Below are 25765 nucleotides of genomic sequence, written 5' to 3'. Positions count from 1 at the left end.
CACATGAGCACGGCAACCCGCTCGCTGCCCCGCACCATTGGCGCGCATGCGATCCTTCTGACCTACACGGCGATCGCGCTGTTTCCGGTAATCATCGTCATCGTCAACTCATTCAAGTCGCGCGCCGCCATCTTCGGTGCGCCGCTGGCGCCGCCGACGCCGAAAACCTTCGATCTAATCGGCTACACGACGGTGATCGGCCAGGGCGATTTCATCCACTATTTCCAGAACAGCCTTGTCGTCACCGTCGCCTCGCTGTTCTTCGTGCTTTTGTTCGGCGCCATGGCGGCTTTCTCGCTGTCGGAATACCGCTTCCGCGGCAATTCGCTGATGGGGCTCTATCTGGCGCTCGGCATCATGATCCCGATCCGCCTTGCCACCGTCGCCATCCTGCAATTGATGGTGGCGAGCGGGCTAGTCAACACGCTGACGGCGCTGATCCTGGTCTATACGGCGCAAGGCCTGCCGCTTGCCGTCTTCATCCTCTCGGAATTCATGAAGCAGGTCTCCGACGATCTGAAGAACGCCGGGCGCATCGACGGTCTCTCGGAATACACCATCTTCTTTCGCCTGGTGCTGCCGCTGGTGCGACCATCGATGGCGACGGTCGCGGTCTTCACCATGATCCCGATCTGGAACGATCTATGGTTCCCGCTGATCCTGGCGCCGTCGGAGGAGACCAAGACGGTGACGCTCGGCGCCCAGCTGTTTCTCGGCCAGTTCGTCACCAACTGGAACGCCATCCTGGCGGCGCTGTCGCTGGCAATCATGCCGGTACTGATCCTCTACGTCATCTTCTCGCGGCAGCTGATCCGCGGCATCACTTCGGGGGCGGTCAAGTGAGTTCGCAACAACCTCTTCGCGTCGTCGTCGCCGGCCTCGGCAATATGGGCCGCAGCCATGCGCTGGCCTATCACACCAATCCGGGATTCCAGATCGCCGCGCTGGTCAACCGCTCCGATGTGCCGCTGCCGGAAGGGCTTTCGACCTACGCCATCCGGCGTTCCTTCGACGAGGCGCTACGCGAAGAAAAGCCCGATGTCGCCTGCATCGCCACCTATTCCGACAGCCATGCCGATTATGCGGTCAAGGCATTCGAGGCCGGCTGCCACGTCTTCGTCGAAAAGCCGCTGGCAACGACGGTCGCCGATGCAGAACGCGTCGTCGCAGCAGCCAAGGCCAACGGCAAGAAACTGGTGATCGGCTATATCCTGCGCCACCACCCGTCCTGGATCAGGCTGATCGCCGAGGCGCGCAAGCTCGGCGGCCCTTACGTGTTCCGCATGAATCTCAACCAGCAATCCTCCGGACATACCTGGGAGACGCACAAGCAGCTGATGCAGACGACGTCGCCGATCGTCGATTGCGGCGTGCATTATCTCGACGTGATGCTGCAGATCACCGACGCCAGACCAGTCGAGGTGCGCGGCATGGGGCTACGGCTGAGCGACGAGATCGCGCCGTCGATGTACAATTACGGTCATCTGCAGGTGCTGTTCGACGACGGTTCGGTCGGCTGGTACGAGGCCGGCTGGGGGCCGATGATTTCGGAGACGGCTTTCTTCGTGAAAGACGTGATCTCGCCCAATGGCTGCGTGTCGATCGTCATGAAGGAGGGTGTCAGGTCCGACGACATCGACACCCACACCAAGACCTCGACCATCCGCCTGCACAGTGCGGCGACCGGAGCCGACGGCAAATTCGCCAAACCGGACGAGATGCTGTCGATGCAAGGCGAGCCCGGCCATCAGGACCTCTGCGACCTGGAACAGGCGTTTGTGCTGAAGGCGGTCCGCGAGGATCTGGACTTGACCCGTCACATGGACGACGCGGTGAAGTCGCTCGCCGTCTGCCTTGCCGCAGACGAGAGCGTGCGCAGCGGCCTCGCCGTCAAACTCTAGAACAGGGACGAAGCCGTGGGCTCGCTGAACATCGAGAACGTAAAAAAGGCCTTCGGGCCGGTCGAGGTGCTGAAGGGCATCAACCTCGAGGTGACCGATGGCGAGTTCGTTGTCTTCGTCGGTCCATCCGGCTGCGGAAAGTCGACGCTGCTGAGGGTCATCGCCGGGCTGGAGGACTCGACCTCGGGCCGCGTGGTCATCGACGGGGCGGACGTCTCCGCCACCCCGCCGGCCAAGCGCGGCATCGCCATGGTGTTCCAGACCTATGCGCTCTATCCACATCTGACGGTGAAGAACAATATGGCCCTCGGCCTCAAGCAGGCGGGCACACCGGCGGCCGAGATCGACCGCCGCATCGGCATCGCCTCCTCGATGCTGTCGCTGGAGCCCTACCTCTCGAGGCGGCCGGCCGAGCTCTCCGGCGGCCAGCGCCAGCGCGTCGCCATCGGCCGCGCCGTGGTGCGTGAGCCCAAGCTGTTTCTGTTCGACGAGCCGCTGTCGAACCTCGACGCCGCACTGCGCGTCAACACCAGGCTGGAGATCGCGCAATTGCATCGCCGGCTGAAGGCCACGATGATCTATGTCACCCACGACCAGGTCGAGGCGATGACGCTGGCCGACAAGATCGTGGTCCTTAATGCGGGCAGGATCGAGCAGATCGGCGGACCGATGGAGCTTTACAATTCGCCGGCAAATGAATTCGTCGCCGGCTTCATCGGCTCACCGAAGATGAACTTCGTCGACGGCGCCAGGCTTGGCGAAACGGCAAAGACCATCGGCGTCCGTCCCGAACATCTGACCGTCGATCCCAAATCCGGCGCCTGGAAAGGCACGGTCGTCCATGCCGAGCACCTTGGCGCCGACACCAACCTCTATCTCGACTGCGAGAAGGCCGGCTTGATCACAGTGCGCATTTTTGGCGTCTATAACGCCGAACCTGGTGCCACGCTCTACGCGACGCCGGATCCGGCGAAGACATACCGGTTTGGAGCCGCCGGGAAGGTGCTGAAATAGCTGGTGCCGACTCCCCTTCTCCCTTGTGGGAGAAGGTGGCCGAGCGAAGCTCGGTCGGATGAGGGGTGTTGGACGGATCGCTATGCTGAAGGCGTAAGCGACGGAAATCCTTCGATGTTTTCTCGTCGCGTTTCTTCCAGCACCCCTCATGCGTCTCGGCGCTGCGCGCCGATCCACCTTCTCCCACAAGGGGAGAAGGAAGAGCGCCTACGCATCCGCCCTGAACGTCTGCTTCTGGATGCCCAGCCCTTCGATACCGAGCTCGACCACGTCGCCGGGCTTCAGGAAGACCGGCGGCTTCATGCCGAGGCCGACGCCGGGCGGCGTGCCGGTCGAGATGATGTCGCCCGGGTGCAGCGACATGAACTGGCTGAGATAGGAGACGAGATAAGCGACGCCGAAGACCATGGTCTTGGTCGAGCCGTTCTGCATCGTCTTGCCGTTGACCGTCAGCCACATCGGGATGTTCTGCGGGTCCTTGACCTCGTCCTTGGTCACCAGCCACGGGCCGATCGGCCCGAACGTGTCGCAGGATTTGCCCTTGGTCCACTGGCCCTGGCGCTCGGCCTGGAAGGCGCGCTCGGAGACGTCATGCGCGACGCAGTAGCCGGCGACATAATCCAGCGCCTCGGCCTCGGTGACATATTTAGCGGTCTTGCCGATGACCACGCCGAGCTCGACTTCCCAATCGGTCTTGACCGAGCCGCGCGGGATCAGCACGTCGTCGTTCGGCCCGACAATGGCCGAGCTTGCCTTCATGAAGATGATCGGCTCCGGCGGAACGGTGGCGCCGGTTTCGGCGGCGTGGTCGGAATAGTTGAGACCGATGCAGATGAATTTGCCGGTGCCGGCGACGCAGGCGCCGATCCGCGGCTTGCCGGAAACCGCCGGCAGCGTCTTCGGGTCGAGCTTCGACAATGTCTCGAGCGATGCCGGGTCAAGTGCCTTGCCGGCAATGTCGGTGACATGGGCGGAGAGGTCGCGGATCGTTCCATCGGCATCGAGCAGGCCGGGGCGTTCGCTCCCCGCCTCGCCATAGCGCAGCAGTTTCATGCAGTTTTCTCCTAGTTGCGACCAGAGGCCGTTTGCAAACTCGCTCCGCTGCCGCGAATGGCGTGGGTTTCGAGAACCGGAGCGGAGCGTACTTAAAGTACGTGAGCACCGGAAGCGCAGAAAGCCGCGTCAGGCGCCCGGCGGAGTAGGGTTTTCAAATGGCCTCTTAGATCGACCAGCCACCGTCGATATTATAAGCCTGCCCCGACGTATAGGTGGCGCCGGCCAGATAGACGGCGAGATCGGCGATTTCCTCGGGCGTGCCGAGCCGGCCCATCGGCTGGCGGGCGATGAAGGCGGCGCGAGCTGCTTCGTAGTCGCCCTGCGCATGCATGCGGTCCTGCAGCGACGGGCTTTCGACCGTGCCCGGACAGATGGCATTGCAGCGTATGCCCTTGCCGACATAGTCGGCGGCGACCGACTTGGTCAGGCCGATGACGGCTGCCTTGGTTAGGCCATAGACGAAGCGGTTCGGCACGCCCTTGGTCGAACTGGCCAGCGATGCCATGTTGATGATCGAGCCGTCGCCGCGCTCCAGCATGCCGGGCAGCACGGCGCGGATGGTGCGGATCATCGAGCGGACATTGAGATCATAGGCAAAGTCGAGATCGCCGTCCTTCATCTCGAGGATCGAGCCGGAATGGACGAAGCCGGCGCAATTGAACAGCACGTCGACGGCGCCGATCTCGGCAAAAGCGGCGTTCACCGCCTCGTCGTTCAGCACGTCGAGCTTGCGGGTCTTGATACCGGGCGTCTTGCCGAGGTCGGCGAGCACCACCTCGTTAATGTCGGTGGCATGGACGACGGCGCCGGCCTTGGCAAACGCCAGCGCGCTCGCCCGGCCGATGCCTTGCGCCGCCGCCGTGACGACAACGATTTTGCCTGTCAGATCCGCCATGCTTTTCTCCTCGCCCGTCTGTGGTCGTTCGGCTTTTACCGGCGCAAGGCCGGGGCGCAATGTGCCAGCCGGGCACTACCATCCCGCCTGTTTCTATATTCGCCTGCCAGCCAAATGTTTTTTCTCGGTAAAGAACATTTGTTGGCCCGTCAAGCCCGGACGTCCCTCCGGGACACTCAGTCGCCGTAGGGCACCCAGACGTTCTTGACCTCGATCGCACGGCGCAGCAAGGCATCGCCGGCTGCTTCGCTCGACGCCCAGTCGAGGCTGTGGCCGTTGCCGGTCCAGACGCGTTTGAGATTGCCGATGGACTCGGCCTCGGCCTTGGCGCAAGTCTCGGCATCGGCGAACACCCAGAGCCCGTCGACATCGTCATGCTTGGCCAGCACGCCGGCGAGCTCGGCGCTACGGCCGGTGACGATATTGATGGCGCCTGCCGGAACGTCGGAATATTCGATGACCTGGTAGAGGTCGGTGGCAAGCAGCGGGTATTTTTCGGACGGCACGGCGACCACGGTGTTGCCCATGGCGAGCGCCGGCGCCACCAGCGAGATCAAGCCAAGCAAAGGCGCGTTGTCCGACGCGACGATACCGACGACCCCGACCGGTTCGTGCAGTGCCAGCGTGACGGCGCGGGCCGGCGGCTGGTGGACGCGGCCCTCGAATTTGTCGGCCAAGCCGGCATAGAGGAACAGGCGCTCGATCGACAGCTCGACCTCGTCACGCGCCGCCTTGGCGGTCGCGCCGGTGAGCTGCGTCAAACGGGCGGCAAACTCGTCGGCGCGGCCGGACAGATTTTCGCCCAGGTAGTAGAGCACTTGGCTGCGGTTGTAGGCGGTCGCCTCCGGCCAGGCCTTGCAGGCGCGCGCGGCCGCGACAGCGTCACGGATATCCTTGCGGTTGCCGAGACCGACCTCGCCGGCAAGCTTGCCCTTGGCGGTGGCGATGGCGATGGAATAATTGCCGTCCGGCCGGACCTGCTTGCCGCCGATGAACAGCTTTGCCGTGCGGTCGATGGCGGCACCTTCCGCCTGCTCGACAGGTTGAGCCGAAGACGTTGCCGGCTTGATGAACGGGCCGAGCGGCAGTTTTGCCGAGAGATATTCGAACATGCCCTCGCGCCCGCCTTCGCGGCCAAAGCCGCTCTCGCGGTAACCGCCGAAGCCGCAGGCGGCGTCGAACATATTGGTGCCGTTGACCCAGACGACGCCCGCCTTCAATTGGGGCGCGACGTGCAGGGCAAGATTGATGTTCTCGCTCCACACCGAAGCGGCCAGGCCATAGCGTGTGTTGTTGGCGAGCTCGACCGCTTCCTCGGTGTTGCGGAAGGTCATAGTGGCGAGCACCGGCCCGAACACCTCTTCCTGTGCCAGAATGTTAGCCGGCGAAACACCGGTCGCCAGCGTTGGCAGATGGTAATAGCCCGAGGAGGGCAGCGCCGAGTCCGGCTGCCAGCAGATTGCGCCCTGCTTGGCGCCCTCGGCGATCAGGCCCTTGACGCGATCGAGCTGGGTCAAATCGACCAGCGGGCCGATATCGGTGTTCTTGTCGAGCGGGCTGCCGACGCGCAGCCGGCTCATCCGCGTCTTGACCTTGGCGATGAAGGCATCGGCGATGCCCTCCTGCACCAGAAGCCGCGAACCGGCACAGCACACCTGGCCCTGGTTGAACCAGATGCCGTCGACCAGTCCCTCGACGGCGCTGTCGAGATCGGCATCCTCAAAGACCACAAAGGCCGACTTGCCGCCAAGCTCCAGCGACAGTTTCTTGCCCGAACCGGCGGTGGCTTTGCGGATGATCTTGCCGACCTCGGACGAACCGGTGAAGGCAATCTTCTGGATCCCGGGATGATTGACGATTGCCCCACCCGCCTCCGGCCCGCCCTGGACGATGTTGACGACGCCCTTCGGCACGCCGGCGCGTCCACAGATCTCGGCAAACAGGATCGCGGTGAGCGGCGTGAATTCCGCGGGTTTGAGCACCACGGTGCAGCCCGCAGCGAGCGCCGGCGCGATCTTCCAGGCGAGCATCAAGAGCGGGAAGTTCCACGGGATGATCTGGCCGACGACGCCGACCCCCTTATGGCCTGGAAAATCCCTGTCCAGCGCCTGCGCCCAGCCGGCATGATGGATGAAATGGCGGATGGCCAGCGGCACGTCGATGTCGCGGCTTTCGCGGATCGGCTTGCCGTTGTCGATCGATTCCAATACCGCGAACAGCCGTTGGTGGCGCTGCATGGCGCGGCCGATGGCGTAGAGCACTTTGGCGCGTTGATAACCGGTGCTGGCGCTCCATTTCGGCAGCGCTTTTGTGGCGGCCGAAACCGCCGCGTCGATATCGGCGGCACCGGCATCCGACACCTTGGCCAGCAGCTTTCTCGAGGACGGATCGCTGGTGTCGAAGGTTTTGCCTCCGCTGGCTGCCTTCCAGTCGCCGCCGATAAACAGCGCTTTGCCGAAATCCCGCGCGGCAAGCCACGCATCGGCCTCGTTGCGCGCCTCCGGCGCCGGGCCGTATTCCATGGCGTGATAGCGTTCGAGAATGTTCATGGCGCGCTCCGAATCACGCCATCGCGTGGCGATGATTGGCCGAGTAGTGGCCGGTCAGATGATGCTCGAGCTGGCGCTCGATGTCGGTCAAAAGGCTCGATGCTCCGAAGCGGAACAGCTCCGGCTCCAGCCACGGCCGGCCCAGTTCTTCTTTCATCAGCACCAGCCAATCGAGCGAGGCTTTTGCCGTGGAAATGCCACCGGCCGGCTTGAAGCCGATGAGATAGCCGGTTTCCTCGAAATAGGCGCGGATGGCGCGCACCATGGCAAGGCCGACCGGCAGCGTCGCGTTGACGCTTTCCTTGCCGGTCGAGGTCTTGATGAAATCTGCACCCGCCATCATCGCCACCATCGAGGCGAGCATGACGTTGCGCAGCGTCGCGAGGTCGCCGGTGCCGAGGATCACCTTCAGATGGGCCTCGCCGCAAGCGGCGCGCATCGAGACAATCTCGTTATAGAGCTCCTGCCATTTCGCCCCGAATACCAGGCCGCGCGGGATGACGACGTCGATCTCGTCGGCGCCGTCCCTTACCGATGCTTCGATCTCCTGCAGACGTGTCGAAAGCGGTGCAAGGCCGTGCGGGAAAGCCGTGGAAACGGCGGCGACATGGACGCCGCTGCCGCGCAGCGCTTCGACGGCAGTGGCGACGAAGGGCTGATAGACGCAGACCGCCGCCGGGCGGATCTTTTCACCAGTAATGCCGAGCCCCTCGGCAATGTCGCGACGGAACGGGTTGACCGCCTTGGCACAAAGCCGGCGCACGCGCTCTTCCGTGTCGTTCGAGTTCAGCGTCGTCAGGTCCATGCAGGCGACGGCGCGCAGCAGCCAGGCGGCCTGGTTATCGGCCTTGATCGAGCGTCTTTTGGTCAGGCTGGCGACGCGGCGTTCCAGCGCCGAGCGGTTGACGCCGCGCATCGATTCCATGAAGCCGAGATCGAGCCTCATGCCGGGATTGCGAGCAATGCCATGGGCTTGCGGGATTGGTGCATTGGCGGCGGCGCGTGCCGGCAGCGGCGTGACCTTCGATATGCCGACGTCGGTTTCGCGGATTGTGCTGCTCATCTCCTGCCCCTTGTTCAGCGACTTATGCCGAAGATAGACCGTGAAGCAGCGCTTCACGAGTCCTTCAAGCGGTCATAGCGGAAAAAGACAGTCAAGGCAGCCGATTTTTGACCGCATGATCAAAATCAGGGTCTCGAACCAGCGGACGCTGAACTGCGCGTCTCAGCCGACGAAGGCGCGCTCGACGACGAAGCTTGCCGGATGATGCAGCGAGCCTTCCTGGAAGCCGTGGCTTTCGGCCAGTTCCTTGACGTCCTTCAGCATATGCATCGAGCCGCAGATCATGATGCGGTCGGTTTCGGGATTGAGCCTGTCGATGCCGAGATCGGTGTAGAATTTGCCCGAGCCGATCAGCGCGGTGATGCGGCCCATGCGCTCGGAGGTCTCGCGCGTCGTCGAATTATACAGCGTGACGCGGCCGCCGGTCAGTTCGCCGATCAGCGGATCGTTCTCCAGTGCGGCCACCAGTTCCTGGCCGTAGGTGAGCTCGGCATTGTCGCGGCAGGTATGGGTCAGGATAACCTGCTCGAACTTCTCATAGGTATCGGGATCGCGCAGCAGGCTGGCGAATGGAGCAATGCCGGTGCCGGTCGAGATCATGAACAGGCGCTTGGCCGGCGTCAGCGCGTCGACCACCAGCGTGCCGGTCGACTTCTGCCGTATGATGACGGTATCGCCGATCTCGATTTTCTGCAGCTCCGAGGTAAGCGGGCCGTCCGGCACTTTGATCGAGAAGAATTCGAGTTCGTAGTCCCAGGCAGGGCTGGCGATCGAATAGGCGCGGAACACCGGCTTCTCGGCATTGGGCAGGCCGATCATGACGAACTCGCCGGAACGGAAGCGCAGCGATTGCGGCCGGGTGATGCGGAACGAAAACAGCCGGTCGGTATAATGCTTCACCGAGACGACGGTTTCGGCATAGACATTGGCCGGTATCGGGAACTGCAACGGCCGGGCGCCGGCAGTGTTGAACGCGGATATGGTGTTCATCAAACCTAACCTTCCGGGCCAGCTCAGCGCCCGCGCCAAATCTTCACCTGCGCGCCCGAACCGGTCAGGTTCCAGCGTGCCGTTTGCACACTCCGAAGCGGTAAGCTCTTGTGTCCGGAATTTATTAGTATACAAACGATATTTGCGTCAAGACGCCGCCGTAAAACAGCTTTCCAAACTGAGGCATGTAAGCAGTTCGGGCATTTCGGGTTTCGACAATGGAACAGAATTTTTCGGCGCAAGCTCTGGATTCGACGGGCAGCGTCGTCGCCGGTATCGATGTCGGCGGCACCTTTACCGACCTGCTTCTGATCGACGGCCGTGACGGCGGCCGGGTGCATATCGCCAAGACCCCGACGACGGTCGACAACCAGGCTTTCGGCGTCGTTGCAGCTCTTGGTGCCACCGGCTTTCCCGTCGACGGCATCGACCTCATCGTGCACGGCACGACGACCACCACCAACGCGGTGCTGGAGCGCCGGCTGGCCAAAACCGGCATGATCACCACGCGCGGCTTTCGTGACGTCATCGAGCTTGGCCGGCGGACACGGCCGCAAGCCTATGGCATGACAGGCACGTTCGTGCCGATCATTCCGCGCAATCTGCGGCTCGAAGTGTCGGAGCGGGTCGAGGCCTCGGGCGCGGTGCGCATACCGCTCGACGAGGCCGAGATGCGGGCAGCGATTTCACAACTGATCGCGGCCGGCTGCGAATCCCTCGTCATCCATTTCCTGCATTCCTACGCCAACCCGAGGCATGAGCGGCGTGCCGCCGAGATCGCGGCCGAGCTTTGGCCGAACGGCTACATCACGACAGGCCATGCGCTGCTTTCGGAAGCGCGCGAATTCGAGCGCGGCGTCACCGCTTCGGTCAACGCCTCGGTGCAACCGATCCTCGAACGCTATGTCGAGCGGCTGCGCAAGGAGCTGGCGTCAAAAGGCTACGCCCGCGACTTCCTGATCATGAACGGCAATGGCGGCATGATCTCGGCCCGCTTTGTCACACGTGAGTCGGCCAAGACCGTCATGTCCGGCCCCGCTTCCGGCGTCATTGCTGCCGCCTATACGGGAAAACGCGCCGGCTTCGAAAACCTGGTCACCTATGACATGGGCGGCACCTCGACCGACGTGGCGCTGATCCGCAACGCCGAGCCGGCGGTGTCGAACGAGATCGAGATCGAGTATGCGATGCCGATCCACGTGCCGATGGTGGCGGTGCATACGGTCGGCGCCGGCGGCGGCTCGATCGCCCGCGTCGATGCGGCCGGTCTGATCCAGATCGGCCCGGAAAGCGCCGGCGCCAATCCCGGCCCGATCTGCTACGGACGCGGCGGCTTGGAGCCGACCATTACCGACGCTAATCTGGTGCTCGGCAGGCTGGCGCCGAAGAAGCTGCTCGCGGTGGAAAACCCGGTCACCGTCGAACGGGTCACCGGCATATTCGAGGACAGGATCGGCCGCGCCACAGGCTTGTCCGGCGTCGAGGCGGCGGGTGCGGTGCTGCGGCTCGGCAACGTGAAGATGGCCGGCGCCATCCGCATGGTGTCGGTGTCGCGCGGCCACGACCCGCGCGATTTCGCGCTGTTCGCCTTCGGCGGCGCCGGGCCGCTGCATGCGACGGCACTGGCGCGCGAGCTCGGCCTGCCCAAGGTGCTGGTGCCGGCGCGGCCGGGCATCACCAATGCGCTCGGCTGCGTCGTCGCCGATCTGCGCCATGATTTCGTTAATACGGTCAACCAGCCGGTGGCCCGTCTCGATGAAATCCAACTCCACGAGACATTGGAACGGCACCGAAACGAAGGCAAGGAGCTGATCGGCAAGGAGGCGGTGAAGCCGGAAATGATCCGCGTCACGCATTCCGCCGACATGCAGTTCGTCGGCCAGACGCATATCATCAACGTGCCGCTGCCGTCATCTGCGGTGACACGCGAGGGACTGCAGCAACTGTTCGAGAAGGCCTATTTCGCCCGCTTCAAGGTCCAGTTGCCGGAAATCCGCGCCAATCTGGTCAACCTCAACACCTCGGTCACCGGCGTGCGGCCGGCAATCGATCTGTCCCGGCTGATCGACCCGGCTGGGCGCGCCAAAACGCTCGAAGAGGCGCGGCGCGAGATCCGGCCTGTCTGGTATGGCGGGCGCTGGTACGACACGCCGGTCTACAGCAGAGAGAAGTTGCCGCTCGACGCAACAATCGAAGGTCCGGCGATCCTCGAACAGATGGACGCGACGACTGTGCTGGAGCCCGGTGACCGGGCGCGATCGGATGCCGACGGCAACATCATCATCGATATCGGCGAGGCCTGAGATGGAAAAACTCGACGCCATCACCCTTTCGGTCATCCAGGCGGCGCTACAGCAAGTCTGCGACGAAATGGACCTGACATTTTCGCGCGCCGCCTTCTCGCCTGTCATCGCCGAGGCCAATGACCGTTCGGATGGCATCTATTCGGCGCTCGATGGTTCGCTGATCGCGCAAGGCAGCCAGGGCCTGCCGGTGTTCGTCGGCGTCATGCAGTATTCGACCAAAACGGTGATCGAGATGATCGCCGACGGTCGCTGCCTGCCGCCCGAGCCAGGCGATATCTACATCGTCAACGATCCCTATCTCGGCGGCACCCATTTGATGGATGTGCGCTTCGCCATGCCGGTCTATCGGGACGGCAAGATATTCTGCTGGCTGTCGAACACCGGCCACTGGCCCGACATCGGTGGTTCGGTGCCGGGCGGCTTTTCCGCCTCGGCAACAGCGGTCGAGCAGGAAGGCTTGCGACTGCCGCCGGTGAAATTATTCAAGAAGGGCGTGCTCGACCCTGAGATCTACGCCATCATCTGCTCGAACATCAGGGTTGCCGACCAGCGCATCGGCGACATCCGGGCGCAGGCGGCGGCACTGCTGATCGGTCAAGACCGACTGAACGGAATCCTGGATCGTTACGGAGATGAAACGGTCGTCGGTGCGATCGCCGAACTGCGCCGCCGCGCCGCCGAACAGATGCGCGCGAACATATCAGCCATTCCCGACGGCATTTACCGGTCGCAGGCTTTTGTTGATTCCGACGGCGTGGTCAACGAGCCGCTGACTATCGCGCTGGCGGTCGAAAAACAGGGCGACACGCTCAGCTTCGACTTCTCCGGTTCGTCAAAGCCCTGCGCTGGGCCGATGAACAGCGTGCTGGCGACGACCTTGTCCTCGGTCTATCTCGCCATGCGGCACATTTTCCCCGACGTGCCGATCAGCGCTGGCGCCTTCGAGCCGCTGATCGTCAAGCGGCCGGAAGGCACCTTCCTCGACGCCAAATATCCGCGGCCGGTATCGGGCTGCGCGGCTGAGGTTTCGCAGCGCATTGCCGAAGCGGTGTTCGCGGCGATGGTGCAGGCGCTGCCGGACAAGGTGACGGCGGCCCCCGCCGGCTCCAGCGGCAATTTCGCGCTCGGCGGCAACGATCCGGCCCGCGGCCGCGATTATGTCATGTACCAGATCTCCGGCGGCGGCTATGGCGGCAATGCCGGTCACGACGGCCTGACCAATGGCTGCTCGACCATCGGCATTTCCAAGTCGCCACCGGTCGAAATCATGGAGCAGGCCTTCCCGGTGCTCTACCGCCACTACGCCCTGCGCGAAGGCTCGGGCGGCGCCGGCAAGCATCGCGGCGGTTTTGGCCTCGCCTATGAGGTCGAGATCCTGCGCGGCGACGCCCGCGCCTCTTTCGTCATGGATCACGGCCGCTTCGGCCCGCAAGGCGCGCTCGGCGGCAAGGACGGCGCGGTCAACACGGTCACCGTGTTCCGCGACGGCAAGGAACATGTGCCGCCGCACCTCTCCAAGGAACAGGACATCGCGCTGAAGGCAGGCGACCGCGTGCGCGTTAGCACGCCGGGCGGCGGCGGCTACGGCGATCCGTTGCAGCGGGATCCGGAATTGGTCGCTCGGGACGTCAGGCTAGAGTACTATACCGCCGAGCAAGCCAGGGACCTGTTCGGGATCAAATGAATCCACAAGACAAATTCAAATGCCGTGTCTGCGGCCTCGATCAATCTCCCGATCTGCCATGGGGCGAGAACGGCAAAGAACCCAGCTCCATCATATGTTCGTGCTGTGGAGTGGAGTTCGGCTACGAAGACGACGGCCTCGGCAATTGTTTGTCAATTCGCCGGCATTGGGTGGAGGTTCGGCGATGCAAGTGGTTCGCGCCGGAGGATCGGCCGCTCGATTGGGACATGCCCGCTCAAATCAGAGGTATTCCGTTAGCCTATAAAGGCGCAGAGGATGAGCAACTGATCCAACGATATCTGCAGGCCGGAGAGCCGCCGCTACAAGGCTTGGCGGCGCTGAGCGCGGTGGAGAAGCCGGACCGGCAGTGAGGGTTTTACCGGGTGCTGGCATATCGCCCAGACCGCTGCGCACCGCTATGCCCTGTGGTCCAGCCTCGCGACCAGCCGGTCGCCGGCCCACTGGATGCCGCAGACCAGGACGATCAGGACGATGACCACGGCGATCATGACGGACGTCTCGAAGCGCTGGTAGCCGTAGCGGATGGCGAGGTCGCCGAGCCCGCCGGCGCCGATGGCGCCAGCCATGGCCGAGGCGCCGATAAGCGTCACCAGCGTCACCGTGAAGCCGGCGACGATGCCGGGCAACGCTTCCGGCACCAGCACCTCTCGAATGATCGTCCAGCGGTTGCCGCCCATGGCGCGTGCTGCCTCGATCAGCCCGTGGTCGACCTCGCGCAGTGACACTTCGGCGATCCGGGCATAGTAGGGCGTCGCCGCGATCGACAGCGGCACAATCGCTGCCCAGGTGCCGATTGAGGTGCCGACGATCAGCCGCGTCACCGGGATCAGCGCAACCAGCAGGATGATGAAAGGCACCGAGCGGAAGCCGTTGATGACCGCTCCGAGCGCGCGGTTCATCCACAGGTTTTCGGCGATACCGCCGCGGTCGGTGGCGACCAGCGCCAGGCCGAGCGGCAGCCCGAAAACCAGCGAGATGAGGCCGGAGGCGGCCGTCATCAGGATCGTTTCCCAGATCGAACGGGCGAGAAGCTCAAACAGAACCGGCGACATGGCCAAGCACCTCCACCCGCGCTTGGCGGGCTTTCAAGAACGCGATCACCTCTGCCAGGTGAGCTTCATTGCTGCCGGCGACCGCCACGAACAGTGTACCGACAGGCTGCTGCTGGACGTGATCGATGCCGCCATGCACGAGGCGGAACGAGCCGGGAACTGCCGAGGCAAGATCGGACAAAAGCGGGCTTCGGGCGGCCTCACCCGCCACGTCGATCCTGAGGATCGCCTCCACGCCGGCGTTCTGCGTTAGCCGGCTTGCGATCTCCGCCGGCAATTGCGGCCGGATGCCGCCGAGCAGGCTTTGTGTGATCGCCGACTTCGGATCGGCAAACACCGACCACACCGGCCCTTGCTCGACGATCCGCCCAGCGTCGATCACCGCGACACGATCGGCGATCGAACGGATCACCTCCATCTCATGGGTGATGAGCAGGATGGTCAGGTCGAGCTGCCGGTTGATATCTCTGAGCAAGGCGAGGATGGAGCGCGTCGTCTCCGGGTCCAATGCCGAGGTCGCTTCGTCGGACAGCAGCAGCGCCGGGCGCGCCGCAAGCGCCCGGGCAATGCCGACGCGCTGCTTCTGCCCGCCCGACAGCGACGCCGGATAGGCTTTCGCCTTCTCCGACAGGCCGACGAGCTCGAGCAGCTCGGCAGCGCGCGCCAGGCGTTCGGCCCTTGGCCGGCCTTTGATCTTGAGCGGCAGCGCTACATTGTCTTCGACCGTCTTGGCAGACAGCAGGTTGAAATGCTGGAAGATCATGCCGATACGCCGACGCAGCGGTTGCAATTCGCGCTCGCCGAGCCGGCTGATGTCGCGGCCTTCGATGAAGACCTGTCCTGTATCCGGCCGCTCCAGGCCGTTCAGGCAGCGTATCAGCGTCGACTTGCCGGCGCCGCTCCGGCCGATGATGCCGAGGATCTCGCCCTGGCGCACGCTGAGCGATACGCCGTCCAGCGCCGCTGTCGCGCCGAAGCAGCGCTTCAGCTCGATGAGGCGCACGACATCGTTCGGTCCCGCGGAGCGGCCGCCGACGGGATGCATGACTTCGGTGACCGAGGCGAAATGCTGGTTCATGAAAGTTCCTGTATTCGTGCCCGCAAAACGCGATCGCGGTCCGCGTTGGAGCGCGGACCGCTTTATCATGCCGGGCTTCAGCGCCAAGTCGAGCTCGGTATCAATAGGCGCTGATGCCGGTTCCCTTGTAGACTCGGTCGAATTCGGCCTTCACCTTTTCGTTCTGGTAGGAGGCGACCAATGTCTTTACCCAGGGCTGGTTTTCATTGCCGGCCTTGACCGCGATGAAGTTGCGGTAGGGATTGTCGGCCACCGCCTCCTGGGCGATGCGGTTCTCCGGTGTGAGGCCGCTTTTAAGCGCCCAATCCGTGTTGACCACGGCCCCGTCGAGGTCTTCCACCGAGCGCCCGACAATCCCGGCGTCAAGCTCCTTGACGACTAATTTCTTCGGGTTTTCGGCAATGTCGGTCGTCGTAGCCAGAATGCCGGTGCCTTCCCTGAGCTTGATCAGACCTTCGCTCTGCAGAACGCGCAGTGCGCGGCCCTCATTGGACGGGTCGTTCGGCACGCCAATGACGGCGTCTTCGGGCAGGTCGGCAATCTTCGTGTACTTCTTGGAATAGAGGCCGATCGGCCAGACCCCGGTATAGCCGACCGGGACGATGTGATAGCCCTGCGTCTTGATCTGGTTGTCGAGATAGGGCTTGTGCTGGAAGGCGTTGGCGTCGATTTCGCCACGCTCGAGTGCTTCATTCGGCTGGGTGTAGTCGTTGAACACCACGGTCTCGATCGTCAGCCCCCTCTCCGCCGCCTGGGCGGTGACGACGCGCCACACATCCTCGTCCTCGCCGCTCATGATGCCGACCTTGACCGCCGTCTTGTCTTCGGCGAACGACGGCGCAGCAAGGCCGACAATCGCAACCGCCGACGCGAAAAGTACAGCCAGACCGGCGCGCCGGTTTATACTTGCGGAGAGAAATGAGAGCAAAGTGTTGGTATTCCCAGACATGATCTATCCCGTCGGTTCTGAAGTCGTTGCGGCCAGGCGGAGTGCCAAGCCTTGCCGGCATCATCGGGAATGCTGACCGTCGGATCAAAGCACCGTATTTCCCGCGAAATGCGAAGCCAGGAATATTCTCTTAAAGTTTCGGGCCTGGCGAGCACAGGGCGTGCTGGGATCATGCGTTCTAAGCCAATGCTGGTTCAGAAATTGTCCGGACGTCGTCTCCGCTATGAGGCCCGCCGTGCTTCGAAGCGGCGGGCCTTTCTGCGTCCGAATGCCCAACACGGGCAGCGGTGTGGGATGTCGACAATGCTGGACGCGCCGCATGTCCCTTCAAAGCGACGCGCTTGCTCACTCGATGACCTTTACAATCCTGCGCGTGCCAGGATCGACCAGGACGGTCCGATTGTCGACGACGACATAGCGGTATTTGACGTCGGGAACCTCATGAAGCTCGACGGTATCGGGCAGTGTCGAGCCGACATTGAGCTCCACGCCGGGAAGCTGGACGGACGCCAGAGGCTGCTTTTTCACATACTCGCGTACGATCGTCTCCTGCTGCGGTTCGATGACCACGTCCTGAGCGGCAGCGGCGCCAATACCCGCAAGCAGCAAGAACCCAGCCGCGGCTGCCGAAAGATGCATTCTCATGATCGTCTCCTTTCATGGTGAGCCACCTCTGCGCTGCGCCGCGTCATGCTGTTCGCAGCGGGGTCGCTATAGGCCGGTAACGTCATCAGGTGGAGCTTGTTCCGCCACTCGGATCGCTTGCCGTTTCGCTCCATTAGTTTGGAACAAAGTTTTTTAGCCGCAGTTTTACGCGGTGAAGGGACGCGTTTTCCAAGGAGATCTCTCATGAAAGGCGTTCTGATCACCAGCATGCTAGCAATCAGCGTCAGCTGCGGGGCTGCACTTGCCCAGACGCAGCAGTCGACCGACGACCAGTCCGGCGCCAATTGTGCAGCCGGCACTGCCAATTGCCAGAACGGCGCCAAAATGGGCGAGCAGGCTCAGGGCAAGGCCGGCGCTGCAACTGATCAACAGGCGCAAGGCAACAAGAAGCTGAAGACCGATGAGCAAGCCAAAGGCAAGGCCGGCGCAACGACTGACCAGCAAGCCCAGGGCAAACCGAAACTGAAGACCAACGAGCAGGCTCAGGGCAAGGCTGGCGCCACGACTGACCAGCAGGCCCAGGGCAGCACCAAGATGAAGACCGACGAACAGGCCCAAGGCAAGGCCGGAACCACCACCACCGAGCAGGGCCAAGGCAGCACGAAAATGAAGACCGAGGAGCAGGCTCAGGGCAAGACTGGGACCACGACCACCGAGCAGACTCAGGGCAATGCCTCGACGCAGACGCAAGACCAGAGTTCGACCGCTTCCATCAACAATGTGACCGTTGAACAGAAGACGGAGATCACGCAGGTCATCAAGGAGACGAACGTCCAACCGGTTTCCAGCGTCGATTTCGACATCTCTGTCGGTGTCGAGGTTCCGCGAAAGAAGGTCCGGCTGCATCGCCTGCCGGCGCGCATCGTCAAGATCATTCCGGCTTACGAAGGCTATGAGTATTTCGTGCTCGCCGACGGCCGGATCGTCATCGTCGACCCGAATACCTACGAGATCGTGATTATCCTGACCTAGTCGTGGCCAGACGGTCTACCGTGGGTTGATGCACCAAAAAAGCCCGCCGCGCAGCTCGGGCGGCGGGCTTTTCCGTACCCGGCTCCAGCGTCTGCAAATCGCAAATCAAGGTCCGTCCTCGGGGCGAGGAGTGAGCACTGTGTGATCGATGGTGTCGGGCAGGCAGGGACTGGGCACGCAGCTTGTTCGGACTGACGCGGTGGTCATGGCATCGATATCCGTAACCAGCGCCATTCTCGCGTAGTGCCGCGGCCACAGCGGCTCTCCAAACAGGACGAAGACGCCGCCAATCATCAAGGCCAGCAACATGAGTGCCGTAACATTTGCAAATATCTCGCCGTAGCGCATGAAGGCAGCCTGTCCCGTTCGGAAAGCGATTTCAGCCTGTGACAGCGGCGACCAGGACGGCGCCGAAAGCCGGCGCTACTATCCTTGAGGCCGCGCGAATGCCGCCTTCCATTGGATCCTCCCCGAACAAGCCGGATAAATAACGGCACTCTCGGTGCTTTGTTCCCGGCCGTGTGGCCGGACGACAGCCGCGTCACACAGGCCGTGTGTGGGGCGGCCTTTCGTTTGCAAAAGGCACTCTTCGCTCTCATTGATGCGCGGCAGCGAGGTTCTTGACATGACGTTCGTGCATTTGCAGCACCGGCAGCGTCTTCTTGGCAAACTCCTTCATCGCCGGATCGTCGCCGGAATTCGCGTAAGCGGAAAACAGCGCCACCGCTTCCTTATGCGCCTGGGTCTGCATGTCGATATATTTCGATTGGAAGCTGTCCCCGCTGGCCTCCTTGAGTTGGTCGAGCAGCGCCTGGTGCTTGGTGTCCAGCGACGGGCCGGCTGGCGCGGTGGCCGAAGTCGTCTGACCCTTGCTGAGCGCCGCCTTGAAGTCCTCGCCGGCCTTGGTGTGGTCCGTGACCATTTGCGCCGCGAATGCCTTCACGTCGTCGGCAGTCGCCTGCGTCTGCGCAAGTCGGCTCGATTCGATTTCGAATGTATTGGCGATGGGCACGGTCTTGACGAACGTCGCGGTGTCAACCTTGCTCATGGTGTCGGTCGTTAGAGGCGTCAGCGTCGCCGATTGGGCAAAAGCAGCCAAAGGTGCGCCAGCCATCATCGCTGCCGCAGTGATGGATAGAAGGGTTTTCATGGGGGTTCTCCGAGGCTGATGTCATCCCTCCGATGGCTCAACGCGCAAGCTGCGGCGAGGTTGCCTGGTCGTGGGGGGGGCCCCGCCGCCCCCCCCCCCCCCCGTCTCGCAATCTCCGCTTCGCTCCGATCACTCGCCGACCCTCCCCTCAAGGGGGAGGGTTTACCCCTGCGACGGCGTGAACCGCGCCACCAGGGTGTGGTTCTCTGCCGCATAGGTGAAGCGGACATGGGTGATGGGGTGCTCGGCGCTCCATGTCCGCCGCTCGATCACCAGGCACGGTGCGCCCGTCGCGATGTCGAGTGCCGCCGCTACGTGCTTTTCGGCGGCAACCGCGCGGATGCGATGCTCGGCCGCACTCCACGGCACACGGCCGATCAGCCACGGACCGGGCGCGGTGTCGAAAAACGCCTCTTCGGCGGCCTCCGGCACGGCAGCCAGGTTGATCAGCCGCTGCTCGTGGGCGAACGGCCGCTTGCCGGCGAAATGCCGGCATTCCAGCACCAGCACCGGCCCGGCGACGTCGAGTTCCAGCAGGGCGCGGTCGTCGGTGCTGCTGCGCCTTCTGTTTCGCGCCATGCGCTCATAGCGGTAGGGCAAGCCAAGTGCCTCGACCTCGATCCGGATGTCGTGGATTTCGAGAACGGCTGCCTGCGACTGCGGCCGGCGTACAAAACTGCCCGAACGACGCCGGCGCTCGATCAGCCCGGCCTTGGCCAGTTGCGACAGCGCCTTGTTCACGGTCATGCGCGAACATTTGTATTCGGCCGTCAGTTCATGCTCGAACGGGATGCGGTGGCCGGGCGCCCAGGCACCCGACAGGATCCGTTCGCTGATGTCCGACAGGATGCGCTGGTGCAGCGAAAGAACCTCGCCGCCGTCCGCGCTTCCAGAATCCGCGCTTATTGCCTCGATCATGCTCATGCCGAAAGCGCCGTCATCACCTTGCGGAACCGCTCGGCGATGGCATCGCGCCTGGCATGCATGCCGCCGCTGACCAGTTTCTTGCCATGCACCCAGACGCAATCGACCTTGGTGCCGTTGGCAAAAATCCAGGCGTCGAGGATTGCATCGCCCGTCTTGCCGGCCAGCGATGGATGCTTGCCGTCGAGCGAGACGAAATCGGCCGAGGCACCTGCTGCGATCTGCGAGGGGCCGGCGCCCAGCGCGGCACTGCCACCATCGAGCGCTGCATCGAATAGCGCACGGCCGGTCGAGCCGCCGGCCACCGCCAGCACGTTGCGGGCGCGGCGGGCGAGGCGCTGCGAATATTCGAGCTGCCGCAACTCGTCCGGCAGGCCGATCAGTACGTTTGAATCCGAGCCGATGCCGAAGCGGCCGCCATGCTGCATGAACAAGGACGCGGCAAAGGTGCCGTCGCCGAGATTGGCCTCGGTGATCGGGCAGAGACCGGCAACGGCGCCGCTTTTCGCCAAATCGGTCGTCTCGGTGTCGGTCATGTGGGTGGCGTGGATGAGGCACCAGCGCTGGTCGACCTTGGCGTTGGCAAGCAGCCATTCGACCGGCCGCGCGCCGGACCAGGCAAGGCAGTCCTCGACCTCCTTCATCTGCTCGGCGATGTGGATGTGGATCGGCCCCTCTGGTGCGATCACCATGATGTTTTCCAGTTCCTCCGGTGTCACGGCGCGCAGGCTGTGCGGGGCGACGCCGACGACGCCTTGATTCAGCGCGCGAATGGATTCGCGGCATTTCTCAACAAGCCGCGAGAACTGGTTCACATCGTTGATGAACCGGCGCTGGCCTTCATTTGGCGCAGCGCCGCCGAAAGAGGAATGCGCGTAGAACACCGGCAGCAAAGTCAGCCCGATGCCTGTCTCGGACGCTGCGGCAACGATGCGCTGCGCCATCTCGGCGATGTCAGCATAGCGCCGGCCGTCGCGGTCATGGTGTAAATAATGAAACTCGCCGACGCGCGAGAACCCGGCCTCCAGCATCTCGACATAGAGCTGGGCCGCGACCGCCTCGACTTGGTCCGGCGTCATCGACAGCGCGAAACGGTACATCACCTCGCGCCAGCTCCAGAAACTGTCGGCGGAAGGGCCGCGCAATTCGGCAAGGCCGGCCATGCCGCGCTGGAAGGCATGGCTGTGCAGGTTCGGCATCCCTGATAGCAGGATGGCACGGCGCTCGTCGCCAGGCAGGAGCGAGGTATTCGCCTCGACCGTGGCGATCCTGCCGTCGGAGATGACGATCCGCACATTGCTGTGCCAGCCGTCGGGCAGAAGCGCCTGTTCCGCAAAGATTGCTGTCACGTTTTTCTCCAAATCCCGGCCTGCCATGCGATGATAGCGCTTGCAGTGCCTTTTGTTATGTATATACATAATCGTCACCGATTGAAACGGAAAAGATAATGGCTGCAGAGAGCAAAAGCCGGGCAGGAGAGCTTCGCCTCTGGCGCAATGCGCGCCTCGCGACCATGGCCGAAAGCAGCGCCGGGTCAGGCGTCGTCGAGCACGGTGCGGTCGCCGTGCGCAACGGCCGGATCGTCTATGCCGGGCCGGAAGTCGACATGCCGGCGGCTCTCCGCGAGGGCGCCGAGGCGACCGACTGCGAAGGCCGCTGGATTACGCCCGGCCTGATCGACTGCCACACCCATCTGGTCCACGCCGGCAACCGTGCCAATGAATTCGAGATGCGGCTGGCCGGCGCCAGCTATGAGGAGGTTGCCAAGGCCGGCGGCGGCATCGTCTCGTCGGTCAAGGCGTTGCGCGCGGCGAGCGAGGACGAACTGGTCGCCCAGTCGCTGCCGCGCCTCGATGCGCTGATTGCCGAAGGCGTCACCACCGTCGAGATTAAATCCGGCTACGGTCTCGACCTCGAAAACGAGAAGAAGTCGCTGCGCGCCGCACGACGGCTGGGCGATGAGCGGTCGGTGACGGTCAGGACCACTTTCCTCGGCGCTCATGCGCTGCCGCCCGAAGCAAAAGGTGACAAGGACGCCTTTATCGATCTTGTTGCAAAGCAGATTTTGCCGGCCGTCGCTGCCGAGGACCTGGCCGATGCTGTCGACGGTTTTTGCGAAGGCATTGCCTTTTGGCCGGAGCAGATCGCCCGCGTGTTCGATGCCGCGAAGGCGGCGGGCCTGCCGGTCAAGCTCCATGCGGACCAGCTGTCCAATCTGCACGGCGCCGAACTTGCGGCGCGCTATGGTGCGCTATCGGCCGACCACCTCGAATACACCGACGAGGCGGGTGCGGCGGCGATGGCGAAGGCCGGAACCGTGGCGACCATCCTGCCCGGCGCCTACTACTTCATCCGCGAGACCAAGAAGCCGCCGATCGCCTTGTTTCGCCAGTATGGCGTCAGGATGGCCGTTGCCACCGACAACAATCCCGGCACGTCGCCGCTGACCTCGCTGCTGCTGACCATGAACATGGCCGCGACGTTGTTCGGCCTGACCGTCGATGAATGCCTTGCCGGCGTTACCCGCGAGGCTGCCCGCGCGCTCGGGCTGCTTGGACAGACCGGTACGCTGGAGGCCGGAAAATCCGCCGATCTGGCGATCTGGAACGTCGAGCGCCCGGCCGAACTCGTCTACCGCATGGGTTTCAACCCGCTGCATGCCCGCATCTGGAGGGGACAATGACCGAACTCAAGCTAAGGCCGGGCAATGCCACGCTGGCCGATTGGCGCGCCATCTATCGCGGCGCCGCACTGAGGCTCGATGATGCCTGCCGGCCGAAGATCAAGGCCAGCGCCGAGGCCGTCGCCAGGATCGTTGCCAAGGGCGAGCCGGTCTATGGCATCAATACCGGCTTCGGCAAGCTGGCCAGCGTCCGCATCCCCGCCGCCGATCTGGAAACGTTGCAGCGAAACATCGTGCTGTCTCATGCCGCCGGCGTCGGCGAGCCGATGCCCGTCGCAATCTGCCGGCTGATGATGGCGCTGAAGCTGGCCAGCCTGGCACAGGGCGCCTCCGGCGTGCGGCCGCGGACGATCGAACTGATCGAGGCGATGCTGGCCAACGACGTTATCCCCGTGGTGCCGGCGCAAGGCTCGGTCGGCGCTTCCGGCGACCTTGCGCCGCTGTCGCACATGACCGCCGTGATGATCGGCGTCGGCGAGTGCTTTACCCCGCATGGCCGCTTTCCCGCCAAGGTCGCCTTCGTTTCGCACGGCCTGGAGCCGGTGACACTGGGCGCCAAGGAAGGCCTGGCGCTGCTCAACGGTACCCAGTTTTCGACCGCCTATGCGCTTGCCGCTTTGTTCGAGGCGGAAGTGCTCTACCAGTCGGCACTGGTCGCCGGCGCGCTGTCGACCGATGCCGCCAAGGGCTCCGACGCTCCGTTCGATCCACGCATCCATCTGCTCAGGAAACATCGCGGCCAGATCGAGACGGCCGAGGCGTTGCGCAATTTGATGGCCGGCAGCGCCATCCGTGAATCGCACCGCGTCGGCGACGAGCGCGTGCAGGATCCGTATTGCCTGCGCTGCCAGCCGCAGGTGATGGGCGCAGCACTCGACGTGCTCCGCAAGGCCGCCGAGACGCTCGGCACCGAGGCCAACGGCGTCACCGACAATCCGCTGATCTTTGCCGAGGACGACTCCGCACTTTCGGGCGGCAATTTCCATGCCGAGCCGGTCGCCTTCGCCGCCGACATGATCGCACTCGCCGTCTGCGAGATCGGCTCGCTGTCGGAACGGCGCATCGCCATGCTGGTCGATCCCGCGCTGTCGGGCATGCCGGCCTTTCTCACGCCCAAGCCGGGTCTGAATTCCGGTTTCATGATCCCTCAGGTCACGGCGGCAGCACTGGTTTCTGAAAACAAGCAAAAGGCCTATCCGGCCAGCGTCGATTCGATCCCGACCTCGGCCAACCAGGAAGACCACGTCTCGATGGCGGCGCATGGCGCGCGCCGCCTCATCGGCATGGTCGAGAATGCGACGGCCGTCATCGGCATCGAATTGCTGGCCGCCGCGCAAGGCTGCGATTTCCACGCACCGCTGGCCTCGAGCGCGGCACTGGAGGCGGTGCGCCGGCTGGTCAGGGCAGAGGTGCCGCATCTCGACAACGACCGGCACTTCCACCCCGACATGGAGAAGGCCATCGCCATGATACGCAGCGGCGCGGCGGTGAAGGCCGCGGGTGCGGTGAAACTGCCGGGCGTTGCGTCATGAGGCGGTGTGCCGTGACAGGTCGCGTTCTGTCGCGCCGACCTCACCCCGGCAACACCGAAACTTTCAAATCCAGAAACAAAAAACCCGCCTCAAAGGCGGGTCGTCGGGCCGAATCAGCACCATACCGAAATTAGTAGCATAGCTACCGGCACAAAGCAAGAACAAAATGCGTTGCAGCGGGCAGTAAAATGCGAATTCCCTGCGCTGCCTCGCCTTGTCGGCAATCCCGACGTCGGTACGCTTGGTCGAGTTCCTTCGCGCCCCCCTCTGCCCTGCCGGGCATCTCCCCCTCTAGTGGGGAGATTGGCAGCTGCGGCGCCTCGCTCTGTCCTGCAACGTTGGAGAATGGCGAAAGCCGGTCTGACGGCCAATCTCCCCCCTCGTGGGGGAGATGTCCGGCAGGACAGAGGGGGGTGCCGTAGAGCTCCGACGCGGGAGAATCTTCTATGACCTCGCCCTCCTGGCTCACCGTCACCCAAGGCACAGCACCCCTGCTGGTTTCGATCCCGCATACCGGCATCGATCTCGCCGGCCTCGATAGCCGGCTGGTCTCGCCCTGGCTCGGCCGCCGTGACGCCGACTGGTGGATCGACAAGCTTTATGACTTCGCAGAAGACCTCGGCGCGACCGTTGTGCATACGGCGATTTCGCGCACCGTTATCGACGTCAACCGCGATCCGTCCGGCGTTTCGCTCTATCCCGGCCAGACGACGACTGGGCTCTGCCCGACTGAGACCTTTGACGGCGATCAGCTCTACCGCAAGGGCGAAGAGCCGGGACCGTCGGAGATCGACGAACGCCGCGAGAAGTTCTTCGTACCCTATCATGCCGCTCTGCAGGCCGAGATCGACAGGCTGCGCGCTTTGCATGGGAAGGTCGTCGTCTATGACTGCCATTCGATCCGCTCGGTGCTGCCGCGCCTTTTCGAAGGCAAATTGCCGGTCTTCAATCTCGGCACCAATGACGGCAAGAGCGCCGATCCGACGCTGCAAGCGACGGTTGGCCAGATCCTCGCCGAAACCGGCGAGAGCTACGTCGTCAACGGCCGCTTCAAGGGCGGCTGGATCACGCGCCATTTCGGCCAGCCGCAAGCCGGCATCCACGCGCTGCAGATGGAACTCTCCAACCGCGGCTATATGCGCGAGCCCGAAGGCAAGGGCGAACCGGCTAACTGGCCGGTGCCTTACGAGGCCGAATTCGCGGCGCCGATCCGCGTCACGCTGAAGAAGATCCTGGAAACCGCGATCGCCTGGGCCGAACGCTGACGCGCGGTGCACCTC

Annotated in this window: 23 protein-coding genes; 10 read left to right on the top strand and 13 right to left on the bottom strand. The window is 63.7% G+C overall.

What is annotated here, in order from left to right:
• Window positions 1-3: 3 nt before the first annotated feature.
• From NKJ73_RS25790 to NKJ73_RS25780, 3 genes are read left to right on the top strand one after another with little or no spacing between them, the layout of a single operon-like run.
• A complete protein-coding gene (locus tag NKJ73_RS25790) occupies window positions 4-843 on the top strand; it encodes a carbohydrate ABC transporter permease (RefSeq protein ID WP_023679838.1) in 840 nt (279 codons plus the stop codon).
• Window positions 840-1901, top strand: coding sequence for a Gfo/Idh/MocA family protein (locus tag NKJ73_RS25785; RefSeq protein ID WP_352571530.1), 1062 nt, complete (start codon window positions 840-842; stop codon window positions 1899-1901). Before NKJ73_RS25790 ends, NKJ73_RS25785 begins: the two co-directional genes overlap by 4 nt.
• 15 nt (window positions 1902-1916) lie before the next feature.
• Entirely contained in the window at window positions 1917-2915 is a 999-nt protein-coding gene (locus NKJ73_RS25780) for an ABC transporter ATP-binding protein (RefSeq protein ID WP_352571529.1), read from the top strand.
• 207 nt (window positions 2916-3122) lie between these two features.
• Here the strand turns inward: NKJ73_RS25780 and NKJ73_RS25775 are convergent, their stop codons facing one another.
• The 5 genes from NKJ73_RS25775 to NKJ73_RS25755 form a co-directional block, all read right to left on the bottom strand.
• Window positions 3123-3968 carry a fumarylacetoacetate hydrolase family protein gene (locus NKJ73_RS25775; protein ID WP_352571528.1) on the bottom strand — a complete coding sequence of 282 codons (846 nt, stop codon included), beginning with the start codon at window positions 3966-3968 and terminating at the stop codon, window positions 3123-3125.
• A 166-nt stretch (window positions 3969-4134) separates the two neighbouring features.
• Window positions 4135-4866: an SDR family oxidoreductase gene (locus NKJ73_RS25770; protein ID WP_254815741.1), complete on the bottom strand. Its 732-nt coding sequence runs from the start codon at window positions 4864-4866 to the stop codon at window positions 4135-4137.
• Between the two features lie 176 nt (window positions 4867-5042).
• Entirely contained in the window at window positions 5043-7415 is a 2373-nt protein-coding gene (locus tag NKJ73_RS25765; protein ID WP_352571527.1) for an aldehyde dehydrogenase family protein, read from the bottom strand.
• A gap of 13 nt (window positions 7416-7428) precedes the next feature.
• A complete protein-coding gene (deoC, locus tag NKJ73_RS25760) occupies window positions 7429-8478 on the bottom strand; it encodes a deoxyribose-phosphate aldolase (protein ID WP_031211867.1) in 1050 nt (349 codons plus the stop codon).
• A gap of 162 nt (window positions 8479-8640) precedes the next feature.
• Window positions 8641-9468, bottom strand: a complete 828-nt coding sequence (locus NKJ73_RS25755) for a ferredoxin--NADP reductase (RefSeq protein WP_352571526.1) — start codon at window positions 9466-9468, stop codon at window positions 8641-8643.
• 218 nt (window positions 9469-9686) lie between these two features.
• Here NKJ73_RS25755 and NKJ73_RS25750 point away from each other — a divergent pair, with 218 nt between their 5' ends.
• From NKJ73_RS25750 to NKJ73_RS25740, 3 genes are read left to right on the top strand one after another with little or no spacing between them, the layout of a single operon-like run.
• Entirely contained in the window at window positions 9687-11771 is a 2085-nt protein-coding gene (locus tag NKJ73_RS25750; protein ID WP_352571525.1) for a hydantoinase/oxoprolinase family protein, read from the top strand.
• A gap of 1 nt (window position 11772) precedes the next feature.
• Window positions 11773-13458: a hydantoinase B/oxoprolinase family protein gene (locus NKJ73_RS25745; protein ID WP_352571524.1), complete on the top strand. Its 1686-nt coding sequence runs from the start codon at window positions 11773-11775 to the stop codon at window positions 13456-13458.
• Window positions 13455-13829, top strand: a complete 375-nt coding sequence (locus NKJ73_RS25740) for a hypothetical protein (protein ID WP_023677118.1) — start codon at window positions 13455-13457, stop codon at window positions 13827-13829. The genes NKJ73_RS25745 and NKJ73_RS25740 overlap by 4 nt, the downstream gene beginning before the upstream one ends.
• A 45-nt stretch (window positions 13830-13874) precedes the next feature.
• Here NKJ73_RS25740 and NKJ73_RS25735 read toward each other — a convergent pair whose 3' ends face one another.
• The 4 genes from NKJ73_RS25735 to NKJ73_RS25720 all read right to left on the bottom strand — a co-directional run bounded on the left by NKJ73_RS25735 (window position 13875) and on the right by NKJ73_RS25720 (window position 17203).
• Entirely contained in the window at window positions 13875-14531 is a 657-nt protein-coding gene (locus NKJ73_RS25735) for a methionine ABC transporter permease (RefSeq protein ID WP_023677117.1), read from the bottom strand.
• Window positions 14512-15576: a methionine ABC transporter ATP-binding protein gene (locus tag NKJ73_RS25730; protein ID WP_352571590.1), complete on the bottom strand. Its 1065-nt coding sequence runs from the start codon at window positions 15574-15576 to the stop codon at window positions 14512-14514. Before NKJ73_RS25730 ends, NKJ73_RS25735 begins: the two co-directional genes overlap by 20 nt.
• A gap of 133 nt (window positions 15577-15709) precedes the next feature.
• On the bottom strand, window positions 15710-16558 hold the full coding sequence (locus NKJ73_RS25725; protein ID WP_352571523.1) for a MetQ/NlpA family lipoprotein: 849 nt from the start codon (window positions 16556-16558) through the stop codon (window positions 15710-15712).
• Between the two features lie 345 nt (window positions 16559-16903).
• Entirely contained in the window at window positions 16904-17203 is a 300-nt protein-coding gene (locus NKJ73_RS25720; RefSeq protein ID WP_023677114.1) for a DUF1236 domain-containing protein, read from the bottom strand.
• Between the two features lie 96 nt (window positions 17204-17299).
• Here NKJ73_RS25720 and NKJ73_RS25715 point away from each other — a divergent pair, with 96 nt between their 5' ends.
• Entirely contained in the window at window positions 17300-18196 is an 897-nt protein-coding gene (locus NKJ73_RS25715) for a DUF1236 domain-containing protein (RefSeq protein ID WP_352571522.1), read from the top strand.
• A gap of 105 nt (window positions 18197-18301) precedes the next feature.
• On the opposite strand, the gene NKJ73_RS25710 is transcribed toward NKJ73_RS25715, so the two are convergent.
• The 4 genes from NKJ73_RS25710 to NKJ73_RS25695 all read right to left on the bottom strand — a co-directional run bounded on the left by NKJ73_RS25710 (window position 18302) and on the right by NKJ73_RS25695 (window position 21619).
• Window positions 18302-18544 (bottom strand): polymerase, encoded by a 243-nt coding sequence (locus tag NKJ73_RS25710; RefSeq protein WP_352571521.1) that lies wholly within the window; start codon window positions 18542-18544, stop codon window positions 18302-18304.
• A 247-nt stretch (window positions 18545-18791) separates the two neighbouring features.
• Window positions 18792-19346, bottom strand: coding sequence for a DUF4142 domain-containing protein (locus NKJ73_RS25705; protein ID WP_023677111.1), 555 nt, complete (start codon window positions 19344-19346; stop codon window positions 18792-18794).
• A 162-nt stretch (window positions 19347-19508) separates the two neighbouring features.
• A complete protein-coding gene (gene hutC / locus NKJ73_RS25700) occupies window positions 19509-20270 on the bottom strand; it encodes a histidine utilization transcriptional repressor HutC (protein WP_352571520.1) in 762 nt (253 codons plus the stop codon).
• On the bottom strand, window positions 20267-21619 hold the full coding sequence (locus NKJ73_RS25695) for a formimidoylglutamate deiminase (protein ID WP_352571519.1): 1353 nt from the start codon (window positions 21617-21619) through the stop codon (window positions 20267-20269). Before NKJ73_RS25695 ends, hutC begins: the two co-directional genes overlap by 4 nt.
• A gap of 98 nt (window positions 21620-21717) precedes the next feature.
• On the opposite strand from NKJ73_RS25695, the gene hutI reads away from it, so the two are divergent.
• The 3 genes from hutI (at window position 21718) to hutG (ending at window position 25750) form a co-directional block, all read left to right on the top strand.
• A complete protein-coding gene (hutI, locus tag NKJ73_RS25690; RefSeq protein WP_352571518.1) occupies window positions 21718-22953 on the top strand; it encodes an imidazolonepropionase in 1236 nt (411 codons plus the stop codon).
• Window positions 22950-24485, top strand: a complete 1536-nt coding sequence (hutH, locus tag NKJ73_RS25685) for a histidine ammonia-lyase (RefSeq protein ID WP_352571517.1) — start codon at window positions 22950-22952, stop codon at window positions 24483-24485. The genes hutI and hutH overlap by 4 nt, the downstream gene beginning before the upstream one ends.
• Before the next feature lie 446 nt (window positions 24486-24931).
• A complete protein-coding gene (gene hutG, locus NKJ73_RS25680) occupies window positions 24932-25750 on the top strand; it encodes an N-formylglutamate deformylase (RefSeq protein ID WP_352571516.1) in 819 nt (272 codons plus the stop codon).
• The last annotated feature ends 15 nt before the right edge of the window (window positions 25751-25765 follow it).

The organism is Mesorhizobium sp. M0074, assembly GCF_040322975.1.
Classification (GTDB): Bacteria; Pseudomonadota; Alphaproteobacteria; order Rhizobiales; family Rhizobiaceae; genus Mesorhizobium.
Note: the sequence above shows the minus strand (reverse complement) of the source record. Positions and strands in the feature narration are given on the sequence as shown.